Consider the following 20,100-nt stretch of genomic DNA (forward strand, 5'->3'; position numbering starts at 1 on the left):
CGAAGAAGCGCAGCGGGCGATGACGGAGATCATTCAGTTTTACGAGCTGAATGTCTGAGTCGTATGGCGACCGATTGAGCCAGCTCGCGATCGGAATCCAGTCGTCATCGCGTCAGTTCAATACTGCGTCAAATCCGCCAACGGATGTCGGCCCTCCCAGACCTTGTGAAAGTGCGCCTCAACCACCGCATCCGGCACATTGTTGATATCCGGCCAGTGCCAGTGCGGCTTCTGATCCTTGTCGATCAACCGCGCGCGAACCCCTTCGCTGAACTCCGGATGCCGGCAGCAATTGAGGCTCAGGGTGTATTCCATCTGAAAGACCTCGGCCAGCGACATATGGCGGGCACGGATGATCTGTTCCCAGACCAGATGCGCGGTCAGTGGCGAGCCTTCGCTCATGGTTTTCGCCGCCCGCGCGATCAACGGATCTCTGCTGTCGCGCTGCAGGCTGATGGCTTTCCACGCACAGGTAACGTCGCTGACGTCGAGCAGTTCGTCGATCTGCTGACGACGTGGCAGCCACTGCGCCTCGGGCATCTGCGCCACGGCTTCCTGCTGCAACGCCTTGAGCAGGCTGTTGAGTTGCACGTCGGTCTGTTCCTGCCAATTGAGCTGCAACAGGCCTTCGATCAGTTGCGGCTGCTGTTCGTCGAGCAGGAAGCGGTCGGCCAGGTCCAGATCGATCGCATCACGACCGTTCATGTGCGCACCGGTCAGGCCAAGAAACAAGCCGAGTTTGCCCGGCAGCCGCGCGAGAAACCAACTGGCGCCGACGTCCGGGTACAGACCAATGGTAATTTCCGGCATGGCCAAACGGCTGCTCGGTGTGACGATCCGTGTACTCGCGCCTTGCAACAGGCCCATGCCGCCGCCGAGCACGTAGCCATGGCCCCAGCAGATCAGCGGTTTTGGATAGGTGTGCAGGCTGTAATCCAGGCGGTATTCCGCGCCGAAAAACTGCGCGGCCAGCGGCGGGACTTCGCCGGGATGGGCGCGACAGGCCTCGACCAGGCTGCGCACCTCGCCGCCGGCGCAGAAGGCCTTGGCGCCGTTACCGCGCAGCAGCACACAGACGATTTGTGGATCCTTGGCCCAGGCGTTCAACTTGTCGCTGAGGGCATTGATCATCGGCAGGGACAGCGCATTCAGCGACTTTTCAGCATCCAGGCTGGCGATACCGATGCGGGCGCCGTCGGTGCCGGTGAGTTCTTCGAAGTGCAGATTCATCGTGACCTCGATCGGGAATTTGAACGATCAGTATGATCGTTGTGTGGGAAAGTGCCGGATCTGCATCAGATCAATTGACAAGCGTGGTCGGCTTTCCTAGGGTTCGCCCCATTGTTTTTGCCGGGTATGACCATGACTGCTGACGACCGTATCAAACTCGAACCGAGCTGGAAGGAGGCACTGCGTGCTGAGTTCGACCAGCCTTACATGGCAGAGTTGCGCCAGTTTCTGCAGCAGGAGCGGGCTGCCGGCAAGGAAATCTATCCGCCGGGACCGATGATTTTCAACGCGCTGAACTCGACGCCGCTGGATAAAGTGAAGGTGGTGATCCTCGGCCAGGACCCGTATCACGGCCCGGGCCAGGCCCACGGTTTGTGCTTCTCGGTGCAACCAGGCGTGCCGGCGCCGCCGTCGCTGGTCAACATCTATAAAGAGTTGAAGCGCGACCTGAACATCGATATTCCCAATCACGGCTACCTGCAGAGCTGGGCCGATCAGGGCGTGTTGATGATCAACACCACCATGACCGTCGAGCGCGCCAACGCCAATGCGCATAAAGACAAGGGCTGGCAGTTCTTCACTGATCGGATCATTGAGGTGGTCAGCGAGCGCCAGCCGCATCTGGTGTTCATGCTCTGGGGCGCGCACGCTCAGAGCAAGCAGAAGCTGATCGACGCGACCAAGCATCTGGTGCTGACGTCGGTGCATCCGTCGCCGCTGTCGGCTTATCGCGGGTTTTTGGGGTGTGGGCATTTCAGCCGGACCAACAAGTTTCTCGAGCAGAATGGCGAAACACCGATCGAGTGGCGGCTTCCTCCGATCTGATGACGGTCTGAAGGGCCCCATCGCTGGCAAGCCAGCTCCCACAGGTTTTTGGGGGGTGCCCATAGTCTGTGGCAGCCACAAGAACCTGTGGGAGCTGGCTTGCCAGCGATGAAGTCGACTCGGTGCTACTCGGGATTACGATTCCAGTACTTGAACAACGGCTCCGCCAGAAACAGCACAAACAACAACCGCATCACCTGCATCGCCGTCACCAACGGCACCGACAATTGCAGCGTCTCTGCCGTCAGACTCATCTCGGCAATCCCGCCGGGCATCATGCCCAGTGTCAGCGAACGCAAATCCAGATGGGTCAGCGCACTCAAGCCCAACGCCGCCAACGTCGCGATCAACATGGTCAGCGCCGTGCCGATCAATGTCCGCCCCATAAACGAAGGCGCGCGGCGGAAGAACTGCCGATTGAAGTGACAACCCAGACCGCTGCCAATCAGCCACTGACCAATCTGACTGCCGCCATTGGGCAAACCAATGTGCAAATCCCAGCCAATGCTCACCGCCGCACTCACCAGCAACGGCCCGAACAGCCACGGATTGGGTTGGCGCAAACGCTGCCAGAGCCACGCAAGCAAACCGCCCGCCGGAAACAGAATCGCCAGCCAGCGCCAATCGACGCTGCCAGCGTGAGAAATCGGGTTGCCATCGCCGAGCAGGTACTTGAACGCTGCCGGCACACACAGCACCACCACCAGCACCCGCAAACTCTGCCCTGCCGCAACATGACTGAGCATCGCGCCGTTGCGGGCGCCGAGGTTGACCATCTCCCCGGAACCGCCGGGCATGCTCGAGAAAAACGCTGTGGCGCGATCTTCACCGGTACGGCGCATCAACCACACGCCGACCACCGCCGAGACACTGGTGACCAGCGCACCGAAGAAGATCAAACCGAAATGACTGAGCACCTGCTCCATCACCACCGGGGTGAAGTGCAGGCCAATCCCGATGCCGACAATCCACTGGCCGCACTTGCGGCCGCCAGGGATTTCCGTGAGTTGCCACGGGGTCAGGCAGCGCACGAGGATGATCGCCAGCAACGAGCCGACCATCCACGGCAGTGGCCAGCCGATCTGGCTGGCGAGGTAGCCGCCAAGCAGACCGACCAGCGGGGTTCCCCACCAGGATTTCAGTGAGGCGCGATCAAACATCGGCGATGGCGCGACGCGCGACCGAACGTTTGCGCCAGATGCGCAGCAGCGGCATCAGCAGCATGATCGCGGTCAGCACCCAGACACCGAAAGTGATAGGGCTCGACCAGAGAATTTCCAGCGCGCCGTTGGAAATCGACAGCGCCCGACGCAGGTTTTGCTCCATCAGACCACCGAGGATGAAGCCCAGCAGCACTGGCGACAACGGGAAGTCGAGCTTGCGCAGGATGTAGCCGAAGATGCCGATGCCGACCATCAGGAACAGGTCGAACGTGGTGGCGTGCACCGCGTAGACGCCAATCCCGGTGATGATCGCGATCACCGGCACCAGTGCCCAGTTCGGCACGGCAAGGATGCGGGTGAAGATGCGGATCATCGGGATGTTGAGGATCACCAGCATGATGTTGGCGATGAACAACGAGGCGATCAGGCCCCAGACGATGTCCGGTTGTTGCTGGAACAGCAGTGGGCCCGGGGTGATGTTGTACAGCGACAGAGCGCCGATCATCACCGCGGTCGTGCCCGAACCTGGAACGCCGAGGGTCAGCATTGGCACCAGTGCGCCACAAGCCGAAGCACCGATGGCAGTTTCTGGCGCGGCGAGACCACGGGCATCACCCTGACCGAATTTGCCACTGGCACCGGCGATGCGTTTTTCGGTCATGTAGGCCACGGCGCTGGCCAGCGTCGCGCCGGCACCCGGCAGCACGCCCATGATGAAACCGAGCAGGCCGCAACGGATGTTCACCACGAACACCGACGACGCTTCCTTGAAGTTGAACATCATCCGCCCGGTGGCTTTCACCGCTTCCTGACCGCGATGGGTTTTCTCCAGCAGCAACAGAATCTCACTGACCGAGAACAGACCGAGCACCAGCACAACGAATTGAATGCCGTCAGTCAGGTGGATGTTGTCACCGGTGAAGCGGTAAACGCCGCTGTTGGCGTCGATGCCGACGCTCGACAGGAACAGGCCGATCAACGCCGCGATGAAGGTCTTCAACGGTCGATCACCGGCCATACCGCCGAGACAGACAATCGCAAACACCATCAACACGAAGTATTCCGCCGGGCCGAAGGCTATCGCCCATTTCGCCAGCAACGGCGCAAACAGCACCATGCCGCAGGTGGCGATAAACGCGCCGATAAACGAACTCCACGCCGACAGCGACAGCGCGACACCAGCGAGGCCTTTGCGGGCCATCGGGTAGCCGTCGAGGGTGGTCATCACGGTCGATGCTTCGCCCGGAATGTTCAGCAGGATCGAGCTGATCCGTCCGCCGTATTCACAGCCCAGGTACACCGCTGCCAACAGAATCAACGCCGACTCCGGCGGCAGGCCGAGAGCAAAAGCAATCGGAATCAGCAAGGCCACGCCATTGATCGGGCCGAGGCCTGGCAGCAAGCCTACGACAGTGCCGATCAGCGTGCCGGTCAGGGCCGTGACCAGGTTGTACGGGCTCAGCGCAACGCCGAAGCCTTGACCCAAATAACCGAGGGTATCCATATCAGTTCTCCAGCACGTCGAGCAGGCCAAGGGGCAGCGGAACGTCCATCACACGGTCGAACAGCAGGTACAGACCGATGGCCATCAGCGTGGTCACCACGATGCTCGGCATCCAGCGACCGCCATACAGGCGCGCCATTGGAATACCGATAAGGATGCTGCTGAGGATGAAACCCAGCGGTTCGAAGAGACCGGCGAACACCAGCAGCAGTGCGACGCAAATGGCGATCTTGGTCAGGGTTTCGCGATCCAGTGGCGGCTCGTCTTCACTGTGTTTGATCGGCGCCGGGCGAAATACCATGTACAGCAGCGCTGCGCCCATCAGGCCGAGCATCAGCAGCGGGAAGGCGCGCGGGCCCACCGGTTCGTAGGAAAAAGCCGCTTGGTACGGCCACGCCATCAGTGCCAGGCCGGCGCAAACCAGCAACAGCACGGAGGCGAAAATGCGTTGAATAAGCATGGGAGCTCCTGTGCCGCGTCCCCGCAACCGGGAACGCAGCGGCTAGACAGAGGCGATCACTGAATCAGGCCGAACTCTTTGGCCAGCACTTTGTAGTCCGCAACCTGCTTCTTCACGTAGGTGTCGAGTTCCGGGCCGGTCATGGCGAACGGGAACAGTTCACGCTGGTCGCGCAGCTTGGCGAATTCGTCGGAGGCCAGCAGTTTGTCGAACGAGTCTTTCCACCAGGCGTAGTCTTCATCGCTGACTTTTGGCCCCAGGTAGAAGCCGCGCACCACTGGCCAGACGATGTCGTAGCCTTGTTCGCGAGCGGTCGGAATGTCTTTCATTTCCGGCTCGTCGAGACGCTTGTCGGCGAACACCGCGAGCAGGCGCATGTCACCGCTCTGGATGTGCGGCATGGAGTCGGAGATGTCGGTACTGCCGACCTGGATGTGACCACCGAGCAGGGCCGTGGCGATTTCGCCGCCACCTTCAAGCGCGACGTAACGCAGGTCGCGCGGGTTGATCCCGGCAGCCTTGGCGATCAGTGCAGTTTGCATCCAGTCCTGGCTGCCGACGGTGCCGCCGGAGCCGATCACCACGGAGCTTGGATCTTTCTTCAGTGCCTGAACGAGATCGTCGAGGGTCTTGTAGGGCGAATCGCTCTTCACCGCGATGGCGCCGTAGCTGGTGCCAACCGCTGCCAGCCAACGCACGTTGGTCTCATCGAAGCGACCGAACTTGCCCTGGGCCAGGTTCAACAGCGAACCGCTCGACCACGCGACCAGCGTGCCGGCATCGGCCGGACGTTGCGCGACCACGGCGTTGTAGGCCACCGCGCCGACACCGCCGGGCATGTAGGTCACACGCATCGGTTTGCTCAGCAGTTTCTGGTTGACCAGTGCGCTCTGCACCAGTTTGCAGGTCAGGTCGAAACCACCGCCGGGGGAGGCCGGGGCGATACATTCCGGACGTTTCGGTTCGGCCATCAGTTGGCCGGCAAACAGGATGCAACTGGCGGCCAGTGCAACTTTACGCAGTGACAGGTTCATTCGATTCTCCACGGGCATTGTTGTTATTCGACGTGTTTTTCACTTACGGGCATTTACCAAAGGGCAACGCTGTAGCTCACCAGCAAACGCACTTCGTCAGCATCGCGAGCCGAGTAATTGGAGCGGTAAGTGGCATTACGCAAACGCACGGCGACATCCTTCAAGGCGCCGCTTTGTACTACATATTTGATCTCGGTGTTGCGTTCCCATTCTTTGCCTTCTTCGCCGTTCTTGAGCTTGATGTTGTCACCGCTCAAGTAGCGACTCATGAAGCTAAGACCGGGGATGCCGAGTTTGGCGAAGTCGAAGTCGTAGCGCGCCTGCCAGGAGCGCTCTTCAGCGCCGGCGAAATCGTTGATCTGCACGAAGTTGACCAGGTACGGGTCGCTGCCATCGACATAAGGGAAGGCACTGTCGCCAGACATGTGCTGGTAACCGGCGCTGAACTTGTGGCCGCTCAGCGCGTAGCTGACCAGACCGTTGAGCGAGCGGTTGTCGATCTCGCCGCCACGGGCTGCGCCCTGATCATCACTGACGGCGAAACGCAGGTCGGTGGCAAACGTACCGGGTCCCATAGGTCGCGAGGCAACGAGGCCGAAGAAGTGCTGGTTGTAGACTTCGTCGAGTTGGGCGAAGTGGTAACTGCCGGTGATCTTGTCGGTGAACTTGTAGTCCACGCCGCCAAAATCGAAGTGCTTGCCAGCGGCGGTGCCGGCAAAACGGCTGTTCTTGTTGTTGAGGGCGATGTCCTCGAAATCGGTGCTGTCGCGATCCTTGGCTTTCTCCAGACGGCCGCCGGTGAAGGTCAGGTTCTTGATCTCTTTGGAGGTCAGCAAGCCGCCTTCAAAGGTCTGCGGCAGGATGCGCCCGTCGTTGGGCTTGAGGATCGGCAGTTCAGGAATCAGGCTGCCGATTTTCAGCTCGGTGGCGGAAATTTTCACTTTGCCGGTCAGGCCGACTTTGGAGTATTCATCCGCCGCGCGCCCGTCATCATGGGTCGGCAGCAGGCCGGTACCGGTGCGGTCCGGGCTTGAATCAAGTTTGACCCCGAGCATGCCCAGCGCATCGACACCGAACCCCACGGTGCCGTCGGTGTAACCCGATTGCAGATTAAGCATGAACCCTTGAGCCCATTCGTCACGCTTGGATTGCTGGGCGCTGGTGCCATCGCGAAAGTCGCGGTTGAAATACATGTTGCGGGTTTCGAAGGTGGCGCTGCTGTCTTCGATGAAGTCGGCAAAACTCAACGGCGAAAAACCGGCAAGGGCGGCGGCACTGGCGAGGGCGGTGTGGCTGAAACGGGAAGGGCGGAAAGGCGTGGAGGCCTGAGGCTGCATGGACGGCATGCGGGTTTACTCCGTTTATTGTTCTTATTGGTCGAAAACGCTTCGAGGCGTTTTTCTTTACGCTGTGTGGCATCAGCGACGGCAGTCGGAACTGTCCGTGGGCCGACTGTAACGAGCTAACCTTTCGCTAACCTTTCAGCTGACTTTCAAGGTTTTCGGGCTTCACAGCGGCGGTTGCGGCTGTAAACTCCGCGGCAAAGCGTGGCGTTGGCCATTCCTGAACGAGGTAAAAATCCATGCGTGTTCTGCTCGTCGAAGACCATCTGCAATTGGCTGAAAGCGTTGCGCAGGCGCTCAAGAGCACCGGTCTGACCGTGGATGTGTTGCACGATGGTGTGGCCGCCGATCTGGCGCTGGGCAGTGAGGAATACGCCGTGGCGATCCTCGATGTCGGCCTGCCGCGCATGGACGGTTTCGAGGTGCTCGCGCGTTTGCGCGCACGCGGCAAAAATCTGCCGGTGTTGATGCTAACGGCGCGCAGCGATGTGAAGGATCGCGTCCATGGCCTCAATCTGGGCGCCGACGATTACCTCGCCAAGCCTTTCGAGCTGACTGAGCTGGAAGCACGGGTCAAAGCCTTGCTGCGCCGCAGTGTGCTCGGTGGTGAACGCCAGCAGCGCTGCGGTGTGCTGGCCTACGACCTCGACACCCGGCGCTTCACCCTCGGCGAAGAGTTGCTGACGCTGACGTCCCGCGAACAAGCGGTGCTGGAAGCGCTGATCGCCCGGCCGGGACGGGTGATGAGCAAGGAGCAACTGGCGTCCCAGGTGTTCGGTCTCGACGAAGAGGCCAGCCCCGATGCCATCGAAATCTACGTGCACCGCTTGCGCAAGAAACTCGACGGCCAACCAGTGGCGATCGTGACGTTCCGTGGTCTGGGTTATCTGCTGGAAAGCCGCGATGCATAAGCCCAGCAGCCTGCGCTGGCGCTTGCTGTGGAACCTTGCATTGCTGCTGGTGGTACTGATGCTCGCCAGCGGTTTGAGCGCATACTGGAATGGTCGCGAAGCCGCCGACACCGCGTATGACCGCACGTTGCTGGCCTCGGCGCGGACCATCGCCGCGGGCCTGTCGCAGCGTGACGGCACACTGAGCGCCGATGTGCCCTACGTCGCACTCGATACCTTCGCTTACGACAGCGCCGGGCGGATTTACTATCAGGTCAACGATATCCATCAGAAGCTGATTTCCGGCTACGAAAACCTCCCCGGCCCGCCACCAGGGACGCCGCGAACGGACAGTTATCCCGCGTTGGCGCGCTTCTACAACGCCACTTACAACGGTCAGAACGTGCGCGTGGTCAGTCTGCTGAAAGCGGTGAGCGAGCCGAACATGAACGGCATGGCGGAAATCCGCGTGGCCGAAACCGACGAAGCGCGGGTGAGCATGGCGCGTAGTCTGGCCGCCGATACCTTGCTGCGTTTGGGTATGTTGGCGATTGGCGCGTTGTTGCTGGTCTGGTTCGCGGTCAGTGCGGCACTGCGCCCATTGGAGCGCTTGCGCACGGCGGTGGAAGAGCGTCAGCCCGACGACTTGCGCCCGCTGCCATTGGTTGAAGTGCAGCATGAACTGTGGCCGCTGGTGCGCGGGCTCAATCATTTCACCGAGCGTCTGCGCGGGCAGTTTGAGCGGCAGGCGCAGTTCATTGCCGATGCCGCCCATGAGTTGCGTACGCCTTTGGCAGCGCTGAAGGCGCGGCTTGAGCTGGGCCTGCGTTCCAATGATGCCGAGGTCTGGCGTTCGACGCTGGAGTCCTCGGCACAAAGCACTGATCGCCTGACACATCTGGCCAATCAGTTGCTGTCGTTGGCGCGGGTCGAAAACGGCGCCCGGGCGATTGCCGAGGGCGGCGCGCAGTTGCTCGATCTGAGTCAGTTGGCCCGAGAGCTGGGCATGGCCATGGCGCCACTGGCGCACAAGCGCGGGGTGGCCCTGGCGCTAGAGGCGGACGAACCGGTGTGGCTGCGCGGTGAACCGACGTTGCTCAATGAGTTGCTGAGCAATCTGGTGGACAACGCCTTGGCGCACACGCCATCGGGCGGCAACGTGATTTTGCGGGTGACGGCGCCGGCGGTGCTTGAAGTGGAAGATGACGGCCCGGGGATTCCGCTGGAAGAGCGCGATCGGGTGTTCGAGCGTTTCTATCGGCGTAATCAGCAGGTGGCGGGTTCAGGATTGGGGCTGGCGATTGTTGGCGAGATCTGCCGGGCGCATCTGGCGCAGATTAGTTTGCATGACGGTGAGCAGGCGGGGTTGAAGGTGCGGGTCAGTTTTATTGCCGGCTGATTGTGGTGGTTTTGCTGGCCCCTTCGCGAGCAGGCTCGCTCCCACTCTGGAATGCATTTTCCTGTGGGAGCGAGCCTGCTCGCGAATGTGGCGGCGCGGTCTCGGATCAGTAAAACATCGTCCGCGACTCTTCCAGATCTTCACACAACGCTTTGTTCTCCGGATCAATCCCAAGCTTCCTGAACGCCGGCACGCTCAGTGGATCAATCCGCGCAAACGGGTGGTCAGTGCCCTTGTGGCAATACAGGCTCGCCACCTGCACCAGATCGACGTAATCAATGGCCGTCGAGTCGCGCTTGAAGTCCTGATAGCGCCCCGGCAACTCCACCAATCGTTCCGGAAACTCCCACACGCGCAGCAACTTGTCGCCGAGCAACGGGTGAATATGGTCGATCACATGGTTGAGGCTGACCGGATCCGACAGCAGCTCATAGTGATCTTCGGCGTAAGTCAGAATCGGCAACACGCCGATCTGATGCACCAGCCCGCCAAGGGCTGCCTGATCGGGCTTGAGTTGCGTGTAGCGGCGGCACAACGCGTAACTGACCCCGGCAATTTCCAGGCTCTTGCGCCAGACTTCGCGCATCTTCTGCTCGACCACTTCGGAGCGGGCGTGGAAGATCTGCTCCATCACCAGGCCGATGGCCAGGTTGCTGCTGTAGTTGATGCCCAGCCGGGTGATGGCTGTGTGCAGGTCGGTGACTTCCTGCGCGGCGCGCAGCAGCGGGCTGTTGACCACTTTGATCAGGCGCGCCGACAGTGCCGTGTCACGGCCGATCACTTTGCTCAGGTCGCTGACGCTGATTTCCGGGTCTTCAGCAGCCTTGCGAATCTGCAGGGCCACTTCCGGCAACGTGGGCAGAACCAGGTCATCGTTATCGATGGCCGCAACCAAATCCTGTTGGACTTTTTCCGCCAGTTCGCTCATTTAAACTCTCTAGGGTGTTGCAACAAATGCTGCGATCAGCGCTGGATTTCGCGGTCGCGATCCAGTTCGTAAGGCAGGTCGAGCAGATGCAGCGCGGGACCTTCGAGGGTGCCCAGACGCAAATCACCGGCTTCGGCAGCTTCGGCCTGCAGCACCGCCAGGAGTTCAATGTTTTGCCCGGCCTTGGCGGCCAGCACCACTTCGCCGATGGCGCTGTTGTGGCTTGGCGCGAACAGTTGTGTACCAGGCTCCGGCAAGTCAGCAGCGTCCAGGCTCAATCGATACAGACGACGCTTGAGTTTGCCCAGGTACTGCATGCGCGCAACGATTTCCTGGCCGGTGTAGCAACCTTTCTTGAAACTCACGCCGCCGACGGCTTGCAGGTTGAGCATCTGCGGGATGAACAGCTCGCGAGTGCTTGGCATGACCTGACCGATACCGGCGCGGATCTGGCCCAGCAGCCATTGATTCAGCTCGGCTTCAGGCAGGGCTTCGGACAATTTGGCTTTGATCGCGTCAGCCTGATCGACCGGTGCCCAGAGTTCGGCGCGATCCGGCGAGACGCGAATCGCGATCAGGCTTTCATTGCGCACGAGGCTGTCAGTTTCTGCCGGCAGATCCAGACCGAGGCTGGTCAAGGCGTTGTCGCCATGGGCCAGGCCGAAGCGTACCCAAGCGGCGCTTTCGTCGGTCAGTTTTGATTTGGAGAACACCGCGTACTTTTTCAGGTCCGCCAGTTGCGGCTCCAGCAGCTCGCTGGCCATCGCCAGGACCACGCCATCGCCTTCAAGCAGAATGCGGAAGCTCGACTGCATCCGGCCTTTCTGTGTGCAACGAGCACCGAGGCTGGCGCGGCTGTCGCTCAGGTAATTGAGATTGCAGGTCAACTGGCCTTGCAGGAATTTTCCGGCATCCGCGCCGCGAACCGCGAGAACGCCTTCATGAGACAGGGTGCAGAAAAAAGCAGAATCGGCCATGGGTCTTCGCAGGGTAAATAGACTGGGGCACATCATAAGGGCGCGTTGGTGAAATGGGTAGTTGATAAAGGATCGGTGGTGCCCGACCAAAGCCGACTGTGCGACCCGCCTCGGCGCTGTATACTTGCCGCCAAATTTGAGGAGGGCTCCATGGTCGAACAAGTTGAACTGAATCGCCTCTTTTGGCACAGCCGTCGCGGCATGCTTGAGCTTGACGTGTTGCTGGTGCCGTTCGTGAAAGAGGTTTATGCCGATCTGAACGAGGTGGATCGTGCGTTGTATGTTCGCCTGTTGGAGTGCGAGGATCAGGACATGTTCGGCTGGTTCATGGAGCGCAGCGAGTCTGAAGATCCGGAGCTGCAGCGTATGGTTCGCATGATCCTGGACCGTGTCCAGCCCAAGTAACACGTTCGAATGCCGCTGGCATGCCTCACGGCAGTTGCTGGCGGCGTATCTGCTGGCCCAGGCGTTCGCACTGGGTTCGGTGTTCCTGCTTTCTATTCCACTCTGGGCAAGTTTGCTCGGGGCTTTTGGCTGTCTGCTTCACGGATATTGGGTGTTGCCTCGGCAGATTCTGCTAAATCACCCTCAGGCGTTTCGCGGATTGCGCCGGGACGCCGATGGCTGGCAGTTGTGGAATCAGGCGGATGGCTGGCAAGCCGTGCAGTTGAGGCCGGACAGCCTGGCGCTGCCGTTGATCGTGGTTTTGCGTTTTCGTCTGCGCGGGGAATGGCGGGTCAGATCAATCTGTGTACCACGGGACTCGCAGGCGGCGGATCTGCACCGGCGCCTGCGAGTACGGCTCAAGTTCAGCCGGCGTAGGTGGGCGGCACCAGAATAGTGTCGAGCGCCTCAGGCAACAGGTCGGGATAGTCGAGGGTGTAATGCAGGCCGCGACTTTCCTTGCGCTCCATGGCTGAGCAAATCATCAGTTCGGCGACTTGTGCCAGGTTGCGCAGTTCGATCAGATCGCGACTGACCTTATAGTTGCTGTAGAACTCGTCGATCTCGTCCAGCAGCAGGCGCACGCGGTGTTGCGCCCGTTGCAGGCGCTTATTGGTGCGCACGATGCCGACGTAGTCCCACATGAACCGTCGCAGTTCATCCCAGTTGTGCGCGATGATCACGTCTTCGTCGGAGTCGGTGACCTGGCTGGCGTCCCAGACGGGCAGGGCGCTTGGCGCGGCGACATCGTCCAGTTGCGCGAGGATGTCCGCCGCCGCCGAACGGGCATAGACGAAACATTCCAGCAGCGAATTACTGGCCATGCGGTTGGCGCCATGCAGGCCGGTGAAGCTGGTTTCGCCGATGGCATACAGGCCCGGCACATCGGTGCGACCGTTCTGATCGACCATCACGCCGCCACAGGTGTAATGCGCGGCCGGGACGACCGGGATCGGCTGTTTGGTGATGTCGATGCCGAATCCCAGGCAGCGCTCATAAACAGTCGGGAAGTGACTTTTAATGAACGCTTCGGGTTTGTGGCTGATGTCGAGATACACGCAGTCAACGCCCAAGCGCTTCATTTCATGGTCGATGGCCCGGGCGACGATGTCACGCGGTGCCAGCTCGGCGCGCTTGTCGAAGCGGGACATGAAGCGTTCGCCATTGGGCAGCTTCAAATGGGCGCCTTCGCCGCGCAGGGCTTCGGTGATCAAAAAACTCTTGGCCTGTGGGTGATACAGGCAGGTCGGGTGGAACTGGTTGAACTCCAGGTTCGCCACCCGGCAACCCGAACGCCAGGCCATGGCGATGCCGTCACCGCAGGCGCCGTCGGGGTTACTGGTATAGAGATAGACCTTGGCGGCACCGCCCGAGGCCAGAATCACGAAGCGTGCGCCGTAGGTGTCGACTTCGCCAGTCTTGCGGTTGAGTACGTAGGCGCCGAGGCAGCGCTCGCCTTCCATGCCCAAGCGACGTTCGGTGATCAGGTCGACGGCAACGCGCTGCTCCAGCAGCTCGATGTTCGAACGCTCTTTGGCCTGGGCCAGCAGGGTTTTGAAGATGGCAGCGCCGGTGGCATCGGCCGCATGGATGATGCGGCGGTGACTGTGGCCACCTTCGCGGGTCAGGTGGAATTCGAATCCGCCGTCTTCAGTGCCGGACTGATCGTCGCGGGTGAAAGGCACGCCTTGGTCGATCAGCCACTGGATGGCCTCGCGGCTGTGCTCGACGGTGAAACGCACTGCGTCTTCGTGGCATAGACCGCCGCCGGCGTTCAGGGTGTCGTCGACGTGGGATTCGACAGTGTCGGTGTCATCCAGCACAGCTGCGACGCCGCCCTGGGCCCAATAGGTGGATCCGTTGGCGAGATCGCCTTTGCTCAATACGGCAATGCGCAAATGACCCGGCAGGGTCAGCGCGAGACTTAAACCGGCAGCACCGCTGCCAATGACCAGAACATCATGTTGGAATTGTTGGCTCATTACAGGATTCCGCTCAAAGCGACCCGGGTCGGGGGTGGTGCAGGACTGCCGGATCGGCGAGTCAAGGCAGCCACACAGCCCACTAGTATATAGAGGGGGGGATCGGCACAATAGCCGGGCCGACATGGCATTGTGAAACTACTGTGACCGAAAAAACCGTGTGCTTCGTCGGAAGTTTTTCTCACCCATTTGGGGAAAAGACGACTGTATCGGTGCTGAAACAGACTTTTTCTGCACAGGGTCGCCCAATGTCAGGTGGTGACGGCTATAAATAATTGGAACTTTTGCCAAAGGCCCAAGATCAATAGTCGGTGCCAGAGATAAGGGACAGTGTCGGCTTCAGTGCGGAATCTGCGGTTGGATTCCTGCCGGCGAAACCGATGACAAGATTATTCGCGCAGCCGGTTTATCCCGAGCTGCGCTTTTCGTGCGTGCCAAATCAGAGCCCGCAGGAAACTTGCCTGGAGGGGGAGAACTTTTGCGAAAAGCCCGAGTCTATGTTTGCAAGTCTGGTCGTTTAGTTATGCAAGTCTCCTTCGGGCTTATCGAGGAGTGTTCATGCTAACCCAGGAAGAGGATCAGCAGCTGGTCGAGCGCGTTCAACGCGGCGACAAGCGAGCTTTCGATCTGTTGGTGCTGAAGTATCAGCACAAGATTCTCGGGTTGATCGTGCGTTTCGTGCACGACACCCATGAAGCCCAGGACGTGGCTCAGGAAGCCTTTATCAAGGCATATCGAGCGCTTGGAAACTTTCGCGGCGACAGTGCGTTTTATACGTGGCTGTACCGTATTGCCATTAACACGGCAAAGAATTACCTGGTTTCACGCGGCCGCCGGCCGCCGGATAGCGATGTAAGTTCCGAAGATGCAGAGTTCTACGATGGCGATCATGGCCTCAAGGATCTCGAGTCACCAGAACGTGCACTGCTGCGGGATGAGATCGAAGGCACTGTCCATCGAACCATTCAGCAACTGCCAGAGGATTTGCGTACGGCGTTAACTTTACGTGAATTCGATGGTCTGAGTTACGAGGACATTGCGAGCGTCATGCAATGTCCGGTGGGTACCGTGCGCTCCCGGATTTTCCGCGCCCGGGAGGCCATCGATAAAGCCCTGCAGCCGTTGTTGCAGGAAAACTGAGACAGCGGCGACAGCCAAGAGAGGAACGCCATGAGTCGTGAAGCCCTGCAGGAATCGCTGTCCGCAGTGATGGATAACGAAGCGGACGAACTGGAATTGCGTCGAGTGCTCAATGCACTGGATGATGTTGATACCCGTGAGACCTGGGCTCGTTACCAGATCGCTCGGGCAGCCATGCACAAGGATCTGCTGCTGCCACGTCTGGATATCGCTGCGGCAGTGTCTGCTGCACTGGAAGACGAAACGGCTCCGGCCAAAGTATCTCGCAGCCCATGGCGCAATCTTGGCCGTCTGGCTGTTGCAGCCTCGGTGACTGTTGCCGTTCTGGCCGGTGTTCGCCTGTACAACCAGGACGAAATCGCTGGTGTTGAGCTGGCTCAGCAATCCAATCAGCCAACCTTGGCTACCCCACAGGTCAAAGGTCCGGCTGTTCTGGCAGGCTATAGTGAAAGTTCGGAAGCCACTGGCCCTATGGCCAACGGCGTACTGCAAGGTCAGCCAGGCTGGCATGATCAGCGTCTGCCAGGCTACCTGCGTCAGCACGCACAACAGGCCGCACTGAAAGGCACTGAAAGCGCGTTGCCATACGCACGTGCAGCAAGTCTGGAAAACCGTTAAGGAGGATCATGCGCGCCATACCTCTACTTTCGCTTCTGCTCAGTGGCTGGTTCATAGTTCCAGCCCACGCTGATGAGGCCCAGGACTGGTTGACCCGTCTGGGCCAGGCCGAGCAGCAGCAAAGCTTTCACGGCACTTTCGTATACGAGCGTAACGGTAGCTTTTCTACCCATAACATCTGGCATCGCGTCCAGAATGGCCAGGTTCGCGAGCGTTTACTCCAGCTCGACGGTTCGGCGCAGGAAGTCGTGCGCATTGATGGACACACTCAATGCGTCAGCGGCACCCTGATTGCCGGTCTGGGGGATTCCCCCAACTCAGCCGCTCGTCCTCTCGATCCGCAAAAGCTGAAAAACTGGTATGACCTTGCCGTCATCGGCAAATCGCGCGTGGCTGGGCGAGACGCAGTGATTGTATCGCTGACGCCTCGCGATCAGCATCGTTACGGTTTTGAATTGCATCTGGACAAGAAAACGGGTTTGCCGCTGAAGTCGTTGCTGCTGAACGACAAGGGGCAGTTGCTCGAACGCTTCCAGTTCACCAGTCTCGATACTGACGAAGTCCCGTCGGACAAAGATTTGCAGGCTGATGCTGACTGTAAAGCGATAACGCTCGACAGCGACAAGGCTTCCGCGGTCAAGACCGCTCAGGTCTGGCATTCGGACTGGCTGCCGCCGGGTTTTGAACTGACCAGCAGCACCTCGCACAAGGACCCGGAAACCAAGACTCAGGTCAACAGTTTGCTGTACGACGACGGCTTGGCACGTTTTTCGGTTTTCCTTGAGCCTTTGAACGGCGCAACCGTCACTGACACTCGCACGCAACTGGGTCCAACCGTTGCCGTTTCCCGTCGCCTGACAACGCCTGAAGGCGAGATGATGGTCACTGTGGTTGGTGAGATTCCAATTGGCACTGCCGAACGAATTGCTCTGTCGATGCGAAATACCGATGGCACTGCAACCAGTAAGCAGTGAGCTGATTTCAGTCATTACCACGTCTTCATCGAGACGTAGATGAAATGTTTGCTGAGCATTTTCATTTGCAAATACCCCGAAAATTTTTTATAGGTCAGAGCCTCACGGCTCTGGCCTTGTTTGTTGTTCCCGGAACAAAAATGCCGGTCGGTGGTTTCCGGCGTTCCTTGCTCCATATCGCTTAACCCTGCTCGTCGTAACGGGAGCTGTATGTCGATACCAAGTTTGAAATCCTATCTCTCCATTTTCGCCACTGTGCTGTTGCTCGGTCAGGCGGTGCCTGCGGCGCAAGCGGCCGATCTGCCTGACTTCACCCAATTGGTCGAACAAGCTTCGCCAGCCGTGGTGAACATCAGTACCACGCAGAAACTGCCGGATCGCAAAGTGAACCAGCAGATGCCTGATCTGGAAGGCTTGCCGCCGATGCTGCGCGAATTCTTCGAGCGCGGCATGCCGCCTCAGCAGCGTTCGCCGGGCGGTGGTGGTCGTCAGCGTGAAGCGCAGTCGCTGGGTTCGGGCTTCATTATCTCCCCGGATGGCTACATCCTGACCAATAACCACGTAATCGCCGATGCCGACGAGATCCTCGTCCGCCTCGCCGACCGCAGTGAAATGAAAGCCAAGCTGATCGGCACCGATCCACGCTCCGACGTGGCCTTGCTGAAAATCGAAGGCAAGGACCTGCCGGTGCTCAAACTCGGCAAATCCCAGGACTTGAAAGCCGGTCAGTGGGTCGTGGCAATCGGTTCGCCGTTTGGCTTCGACCATACCGTGACTCAAGGCATCGTCAGTGCCGTGGGTCGTAGCCTGCCGAACGAAAACTATGTGCCGTTCATTCAGACCGACGTGCCGATCAACCCAGGCAACTCCGGTGGTCCGCTGTTCAACCTGAACGGTGAAGTGGTCGGCATCAACTCGCAGATCTACACCCGTTCGGGTGGTTTCATGGGCGTGTCGTTCGCGATCCCGATCGACGTGGCGATGGATGTGTCCAATCAGCTGAAGAGCGGTGGCAAAGTCAGCCGCGGCTGGCTGGGCGTGGTCATCCAGGAAGTGAATAAGGATCTGGCCGAGTCGTTCGGCCTGGATAAACCGGCCGGCGCGCTGGTTGCCCAGATTCAGGATGACGGCCCGGCAGCCAAAGGTGGCCTGCAAGTTGGCGACGTGATCCTGAGCATGAATGGTCAGCCGATCGTCATGTCAGCTGATCTGCCGCATCTGGTCGGCGCACTGAAAGCTGGCGCCAAAGCCAATCTGGAAGTGATTCGTGAAGGCAAGCGCAAGAATGTCGAGCTGACGGTTGGCGCGATCCCTGATGAAGACAAAGAGCTGGATGCGCTACCGAAGTCCGGTACTGAAAGCACCAGCAACCGCCTCGGTGTGTCGGTGGGCGAGCTGACCGCCGAGCAGAAGAAAACCTACGACCTCAAAGGTGGTGTGGTGATCAAGGAAGTGCAGGACGGTCCTGCGGCGCTGATTGGTCTGCAGCCAGGTGACGTGATTACGCACCTGAACAACCAGGCCATCGGCTCCACCAAGGAGTTCGGCGAGATCGCCAAGGCACTGCCGAAGAACCGTTCGGTGTCGATGCGCGTTCTGCGTCAAGGTCGTGCAAGCTTCATCACCTTCAAACTGGCTGAATAATCCAGCGCTAAGGTAAAAAAGAAACCGCCTCGAAAGAGGCGGTTTTTTTATGCCTGAAGCTTTTGTCTGGACGGCAGGAGGCTTAGCCCATCATGTCCTTGACCATCCGCTCTTGTTCCATCAGCTCACGCTGGCGGGCATCGATGCGTGAAGACAGCGGGAAGTTGCTGCCAGCCTTGCGCTTGGCAAAATCGAGTTGCTGGATCGCCTGGCGATAATCGCCAACCAGCGCGAAATACTCGGCCCGCGCCTGGTGCAGGCCAATGATGTTCCCCGACAAGCCACGGGTTTCGGCGACCTGATACCAGACATCCGGATCATCCGGGCGGGATTTGAGTAATGCTTCCAGCGCCTTCTCGGCATCCGGCGCGCGATTCTGTTTCAGCAGCAGATCCACTCGAACCTGATTCAGCGGATAGTTGCCCGGATATTGTGTAAGCATCCGGTCCACACGGGACTGTGCATCCGGCAAACGATTATTGGTGATGTCCAGATCGACTTGGGCAAGGTTGTAGATGATTTCGTTCGGCGACGTCGCCAGCAATTGCTTGAGATTCTCGCGCGCTTCATTCAACTGGCCACCCTTGATCTGCGCAATCGCCAGACCGTAGCGCGCCACATCGTTCTTCGGGTTTTCATCCAGCTGCGCACGGAAACGCTTGGCGCCCAGACCCGGGGTTTCTTCGTAGATCAACTGCACGCGCGCGCGGATCAATTGATAGCGCTTGGAGTCTTCAATGCCGCCCGGTTTGGCTTGTTCGGCGCGGTTGCGGGTGTCGGCAATACGCGATTCGGTCACCGGGTGAGTCAGCAGGAATTCCGGTGGCTTGGCGTCGAAACGGTATTGACGCATCAGGCGTTCGAACATGGTCGGCATCGAACGCGGGTCATACCCGGCCTTTTCCAGATTGAGGATGCCGATGCGGTCGGCTTCCTGTTCGTTCTGCCGGGAGAAGGTGCGTTGCGACTGAATCGCCGCTGCCTGCGTACCGGCGATGGTCGCAATACCGGCGTCACCGCCACCGGCTGCGGCAATGACGATCCCGGCCAGCAGCGCGGCCATCATCGGTACCTGCATTCGTTGCGATGCCTCGACGCCGCGCGCGAAGTGGCGTTGTGACAAGTGCGCCAGTTCGTGCGCCAGTACCGATGCGTATTCACCCTCGGTCTGCGCATTGAGGAACAAGCCACCATTGACCCCGACCACGCCACCCGGCGCCGCGAAGGCGTTGAGCTGCGGGCTGTTGATCAGAATGAATTCAAGGCGTCGGTCAGTGACTTGACTGGTCTCCACCAGCTTATAGACGCTGGATTCGACGTAGTCCTTGAGCTGCGGATCGTTGAGCTGTGAAACCTGGCTGCGCAACATCGCCAGCCAGGCGCGGCCAAGCTGGTATTCCTGTTGCGGCGAGACAATGGCAGAACTGGCGTCGCCAAGTGACGGCAGATCGTCGGCAAAGCCTGGTGAGGCGAGCAGGCAAGCGAGCGTCAGCAGGGTAGGGCGCAGAAAAGTCATGCACAAAGCCTTAGAAGACAAAGACCTTA

General features: G+C 59.7%; 19 protein-coding genes. 9 read left to right on the forward strand and 10 right to left on the reverse strand.

Annotated features, from left to right (window positions below; genetic code table 11):
• Positions 1-117: 117 nt before the first annotated feature.
• Positions 118-1,230 (reverse strand): enoyl-CoA hydratase/isomerase family protein, encoded by a 1,113-nt coding sequence (locus J0G10_RS08020; protein WP_220558268.1) that lies wholly within the window; start codon positions 1,228-1,230, stop codon positions 118-120.
• 132 nt (positions 1,231-1,362) lie between these two features.
• Here J0G10_RS08020 and ung point away from each other — a divergent pair, with 132 nt between their 5' ends.
• Positions 1,363-2,055 (forward strand): uracil-DNA glycosylase, encoded by a 693-nt coding sequence (ung, locus tag J0G10_RS08025; protein ID WP_108225992.1) that lies wholly within the window; start codon positions 1,363-1,365, stop codon positions 2,053-2,055.
• 125 nt (positions 2,056-2,180) lie between these two features.
• On the opposite strand, the gene J0G10_RS08030 is transcribed toward ung, so the two are convergent.
• The 5 genes from J0G10_RS08030 to J0G10_RS08050 are packed head-to-tail and all read right to left on the reverse strand — an operon-like array spanning position 2,181 to position 7,562.
• Complete coding sequence (locus tag J0G10_RS08030) at positions 2,181-3,215, reverse strand: AbrB family transcriptional regulator (protein ID WP_095119120.1); 1,035 nt, start codon at positions 3,213-3,215, stop codon at positions 2,181-2,183.
• Positions 3,208-4,722: a tripartite tricarboxylate transporter permease gene (locus tag J0G10_RS08035; protein ID WP_007911435.1), complete on the reverse strand. Its 1,515-nt coding sequence runs from the start codon at positions 4,720-4,722 to the stop codon at positions 3,208-3,210. The genes J0G10_RS08030 and J0G10_RS08035 overlap by 8 nt, the downstream gene beginning before the upstream one ends.
• A 1-nt stretch (position 4,723) precedes the next feature.
• A complete protein-coding gene (locus tag J0G10_RS08040) occupies positions 4,724-5,182 on the reverse strand; it encodes a tripartite tricarboxylate transporter TctB family protein (RefSeq protein ID WP_007911434.1) in 459 nt (152 codons plus the stop codon).
• A 56-nt stretch (positions 5,183-5,238) separates the two neighbouring features.
• Positions 5,239-6,216, reverse strand: coding sequence for a Bug family tripartite tricarboxylate transporter substrate binding protein (locus J0G10_RS08045; RefSeq protein ID WP_034153137.1), 978 nt, complete (start codon positions 6,214-6,216; stop codon positions 5,239-5,241).
• 53 nt (positions 6,217-6,269) lie between these two features.
• On the reverse strand, positions 6,270-7,562 hold the full coding sequence (locus J0G10_RS08050; RefSeq protein ID WP_220558269.1) for an OprD family porin: 1,293 nt from the start codon (positions 7,560-7,562) through the stop codon (positions 6,270-6,272).
• A 236-nt stretch (positions 7,563-7,798) separates the two neighbouring features.
• Between J0G10_RS08050 and J0G10_RS08055 the strand changes: the two genes are divergently transcribed.
• The gene (locus J0G10_RS08055; protein ID WP_007911422.1) at positions 7,799-8,470 is read left to right on the forward strand and encodes a response regulator; all 672 of its coding nucleotides are present in this window, start codon (positions 7,799-7,801) and stop codon (positions 8,468-8,470) included.
• Positions 8,463-9,848, forward strand: a complete 1,386-nt coding sequence (locus J0G10_RS08060; protein ID WP_095049214.1) for a sensor histidine kinase — start codon at positions 8,463-8,465, stop codon at positions 9,846-9,848. Before J0G10_RS08055 ends, J0G10_RS08060 begins: the two co-directional genes overlap by 8 nt.
• A gap of 106 nt (positions 9,849-9,954) precedes the next feature.
• Here the strand turns inward: J0G10_RS08060 and J0G10_RS08065 are convergent, their stop codons facing one another.
• Together J0G10_RS08065 and ygfZ are read right to left on the reverse strand one after the other, a co-directional pair.
• A complete protein-coding gene (locus J0G10_RS08065) occupies positions 9,955-10,776 on the reverse strand; it encodes an HDOD domain-containing protein (protein WP_093438380.1) in 822 nt (273 codons plus the stop codon).
• 35 nt (positions 10,777-10,811) lie between these two features.
• Positions 10,812-11,753, reverse strand: coding sequence for a CAF17-like 4Fe-4S cluster assembly/insertion protein YgfZ (ygfZ, locus tag J0G10_RS08070; protein ID WP_095049215.1), 942 nt, complete (start codon positions 11,751-11,753; stop codon positions 10,812-10,814).
• Between the two features lie 150 nt (positions 11,754-11,903).
• Here ygfZ and J0G10_RS08075 point away from each other — a divergent pair, with 150 nt between their 5' ends.
• Together J0G10_RS08075 and J0G10_RS08080 are read left to right on the forward strand one after the other, a co-directional pair.
• Positions 11,904-12,158 (forward strand): FAD assembly factor SdhE, encoded by a 255-nt coding sequence (locus J0G10_RS08075; RefSeq protein WP_095049216.1) that lies wholly within the window; start codon positions 11,904-11,906, stop codon positions 12,156-12,158.
• The gene (locus J0G10_RS08080; protein ID WP_095049217.1) at positions 12,142-12,594 is read left to right on the forward strand and encodes a protein YgfX; all 453 of its coding nucleotides are present in this window, start codon (positions 12,142-12,144) and stop codon (positions 12,592-12,594) included. The genes J0G10_RS08075 and J0G10_RS08080 overlap by 17 nt, the downstream gene beginning before the upstream one ends.
• On the opposite strand, the gene nadB is transcribed toward J0G10_RS08080, so the two are convergent.
• Positions 12,563-14,179, reverse strand: coding sequence for an L-aspartate oxidase (gene nadB / locus J0G10_RS08085; RefSeq protein ID WP_099758256.1), 1,617 nt, complete (start codon positions 14,177-14,179; stop codon positions 12,563-12,565). The two genes, J0G10_RS08080 and nadB, sit on opposite strands and share 32 nt — an antisense overlap.
• A 558-nt stretch (positions 14,180-14,737) precedes the next feature.
• Here nadB and rpoE point away from each other — a divergent pair.
• The 4 genes from rpoE (at position 14,738) to J0G10_RS08105 (ending at position 18,555) form a co-directional block, all read left to right on the forward strand.
• Positions 14,738-15,319, forward strand: coding sequence for an RNA polymerase sigma factor RpoE (gene rpoE, locus J0G10_RS08090; protein ID WP_003172477.1), 582 nt, complete (start codon positions 14,738-14,740; stop codon positions 15,317-15,319).
• A gap of 30 nt (positions 15,320-15,349) precedes the next feature.
• On the forward strand, positions 15,350-15,937 hold the full coding sequence (locus J0G10_RS08095; protein WP_034153146.1) for a sigma-E factor negative regulatory protein: 588 nt from the start codon (positions 15,350-15,352) through the stop codon (positions 15,935-15,937).
• Positions 15,938-15,945: 8 nt separating this feature from the next.
• On the forward strand, positions 15,946-16,911 hold the full coding sequence (locus J0G10_RS08100; protein ID WP_093438329.1) for a MucB/RseB C-terminal domain-containing protein: 966 nt from the start codon (positions 15,946-15,948) through the stop codon (positions 16,909-16,911).
• A 210-nt stretch (positions 16,912-17,121) separates the two neighbouring features.
• Positions 17,122-18,555 (forward strand): DegQ family serine endoprotease, encoded by a 1,434-nt coding sequence (locus J0G10_RS08105; RefSeq protein ID WP_034153148.1) that lies wholly within the window; start codon positions 17,122-17,124, stop codon positions 18,553-18,555.
• A gap of 82 nt (positions 18,556-18,637) precedes the next feature.
• Here the strand turns inward: J0G10_RS08105 and J0G10_RS08110 are convergent, their stop codons facing one another.
• A complete protein-coding gene (locus tag J0G10_RS08110) occupies positions 18,638-20,071 on the reverse strand; it encodes a M48 family metalloprotease (RefSeq protein ID WP_034153149.1) in 1,434 nt (477 codons plus the stop codon).
• Between the last annotated feature and the right edge of the window lie 29 nt (positions 20,072-20,100).

Origin of the sequence: Pseudomonas germanica, assembly GCF_019614655.1 — a bacterium.
Classification (GTDB): Bacteria; Pseudomonadota; Gammaproteobacteria; order Pseudomonadales; family Pseudomonadaceae; genus Aquipseudomonas; species Aquipseudomonas neuropathica.

What these genes read in the sequence shown, in the direction of transcription:
- J0G10_RS08020 (WP_220558268.1), bottom strand. Translation starts at nt 1,230, where the DNA reads ATGAATCTGCACTTCGAAGAACTCACCGGCACCGACGGCGCCCGCATC.
- rpoE (WP_003172477.1), top strand. Translation starts at nt 14,738, where the DNA reads ATGCTAACCCAGGAAGAGGATCAGCAGCTGGTCGAGCGCGTTCAACGC.
- nadB (WP_099758256.1), bottom strand. Translation starts at nt 14,179, where the DNA reads ATGAGCCAACAATTCCAACATGATGTTCTGGTCATTGGCAGCGGTGCT.
- J0G10_RS08035 (WP_007911435.1), bottom strand. Translation starts at nt 4,722, where the DNA reads ATGGATACCCTCGGTTATTTGGGTCAAGGCTTCGGCGTTGCGCTGAGC.
- J0G10_RS08060 (WP_095049214.1), top strand. Translation starts at nt 8,463, where the DNA reads ATGCATAAGCCCAGCAGCCTGCGCTGGCGCTTGCTGTGGAACCTTGCA.
- J0G10_RS08100 (WP_093438329.1), top strand. Translation starts at nt 15,946, where the DNA reads ATGCGCGCCATACCTCTACTTTCGCTTCTGCTCAGTGGCTGGTTCATA.
- J0G10_RS08045 (WP_034153137.1), bottom strand. Translation starts at nt 6,216, where the DNA reads ATGAACCTGTCACTGCGTAAAGTTGCACTGGCCGCCAGTTGCATCCTG.
- J0G10_RS08110 (WP_034153149.1), bottom strand. Translation starts at nt 20,071, where the DNA reads ATGACTTTTCTGCGCCCTACCCTGCTGACGCTCGCTTGCCTGCTCGCC.
- J0G10_RS08075 (WP_095049216.1), top strand. Translation starts at nt 11,904, where the DNA reads ATGGTCGAACAAGTTGAACTGAATCGCCTCTTTTGGCACAGCCGTCGC.
- ung (WP_108225992.1), top strand. Translation starts at nt 1,363, where the DNA reads ATGACTGCTGACGACCGTATCAAACTCGAACCGAGCTGGAAGGAGGCA.
- J0G10_RS08105 (WP_034153148.1), top strand. Translation starts at nt 17,122, where the DNA reads ATGTCGATACCAAGTTTGAAATCCTATCTCTCCATTTTCGCCACTGTG.
- J0G10_RS08095 (WP_034153146.1), top strand. Translation starts at nt 15,350, where the DNA reads ATGAGTCGTGAAGCCCTGCAGGAATCGCTGTCCGCAGTGATGGATAAC.
- ygfZ (WP_095049215.1), bottom strand. Translation starts at nt 11,753, where the DNA reads ATGGCCGATTCTGCTTTTTTCTGCACCCTGTCTCATGAAGGCGTTCTC.
- J0G10_RS08030 (WP_095119120.1), bottom strand. Translation starts at nt 3,215, where the DNA reads ATGTTTGATCGCGCCTCACTGAAATCCTGGTGGGGAACCCCGCTGGTC.
- J0G10_RS08065 (WP_093438380.1), bottom strand. Translation starts at nt 10,776, where the DNA reads ATGAGCGAACTGGCGGAAAAAGTCCAACAGGATTTGGTTGCGGCCATC.
- J0G10_RS08050 (WP_220558269.1), bottom strand. Translation starts at nt 7,562, where the DNA reads ATGCCGTCCATGCAGCCTCAGGCCTCCACGCCTTTCCGCCCTTCCCGT.
- J0G10_RS08040 (WP_007911434.1), bottom strand. Translation starts at nt 5,182, where the DNA reads ATGCTTATTCAACGCATTTTCGCCTCCGTGCTGTTGCTGGTTTGCGCC.
- J0G10_RS08055 (WP_007911422.1), top strand. Translation starts at nt 7,799, where the DNA reads ATGCGTGTTCTGCTCGTCGAAGACCATCTGCAATTGGCTGAAAGCGTT.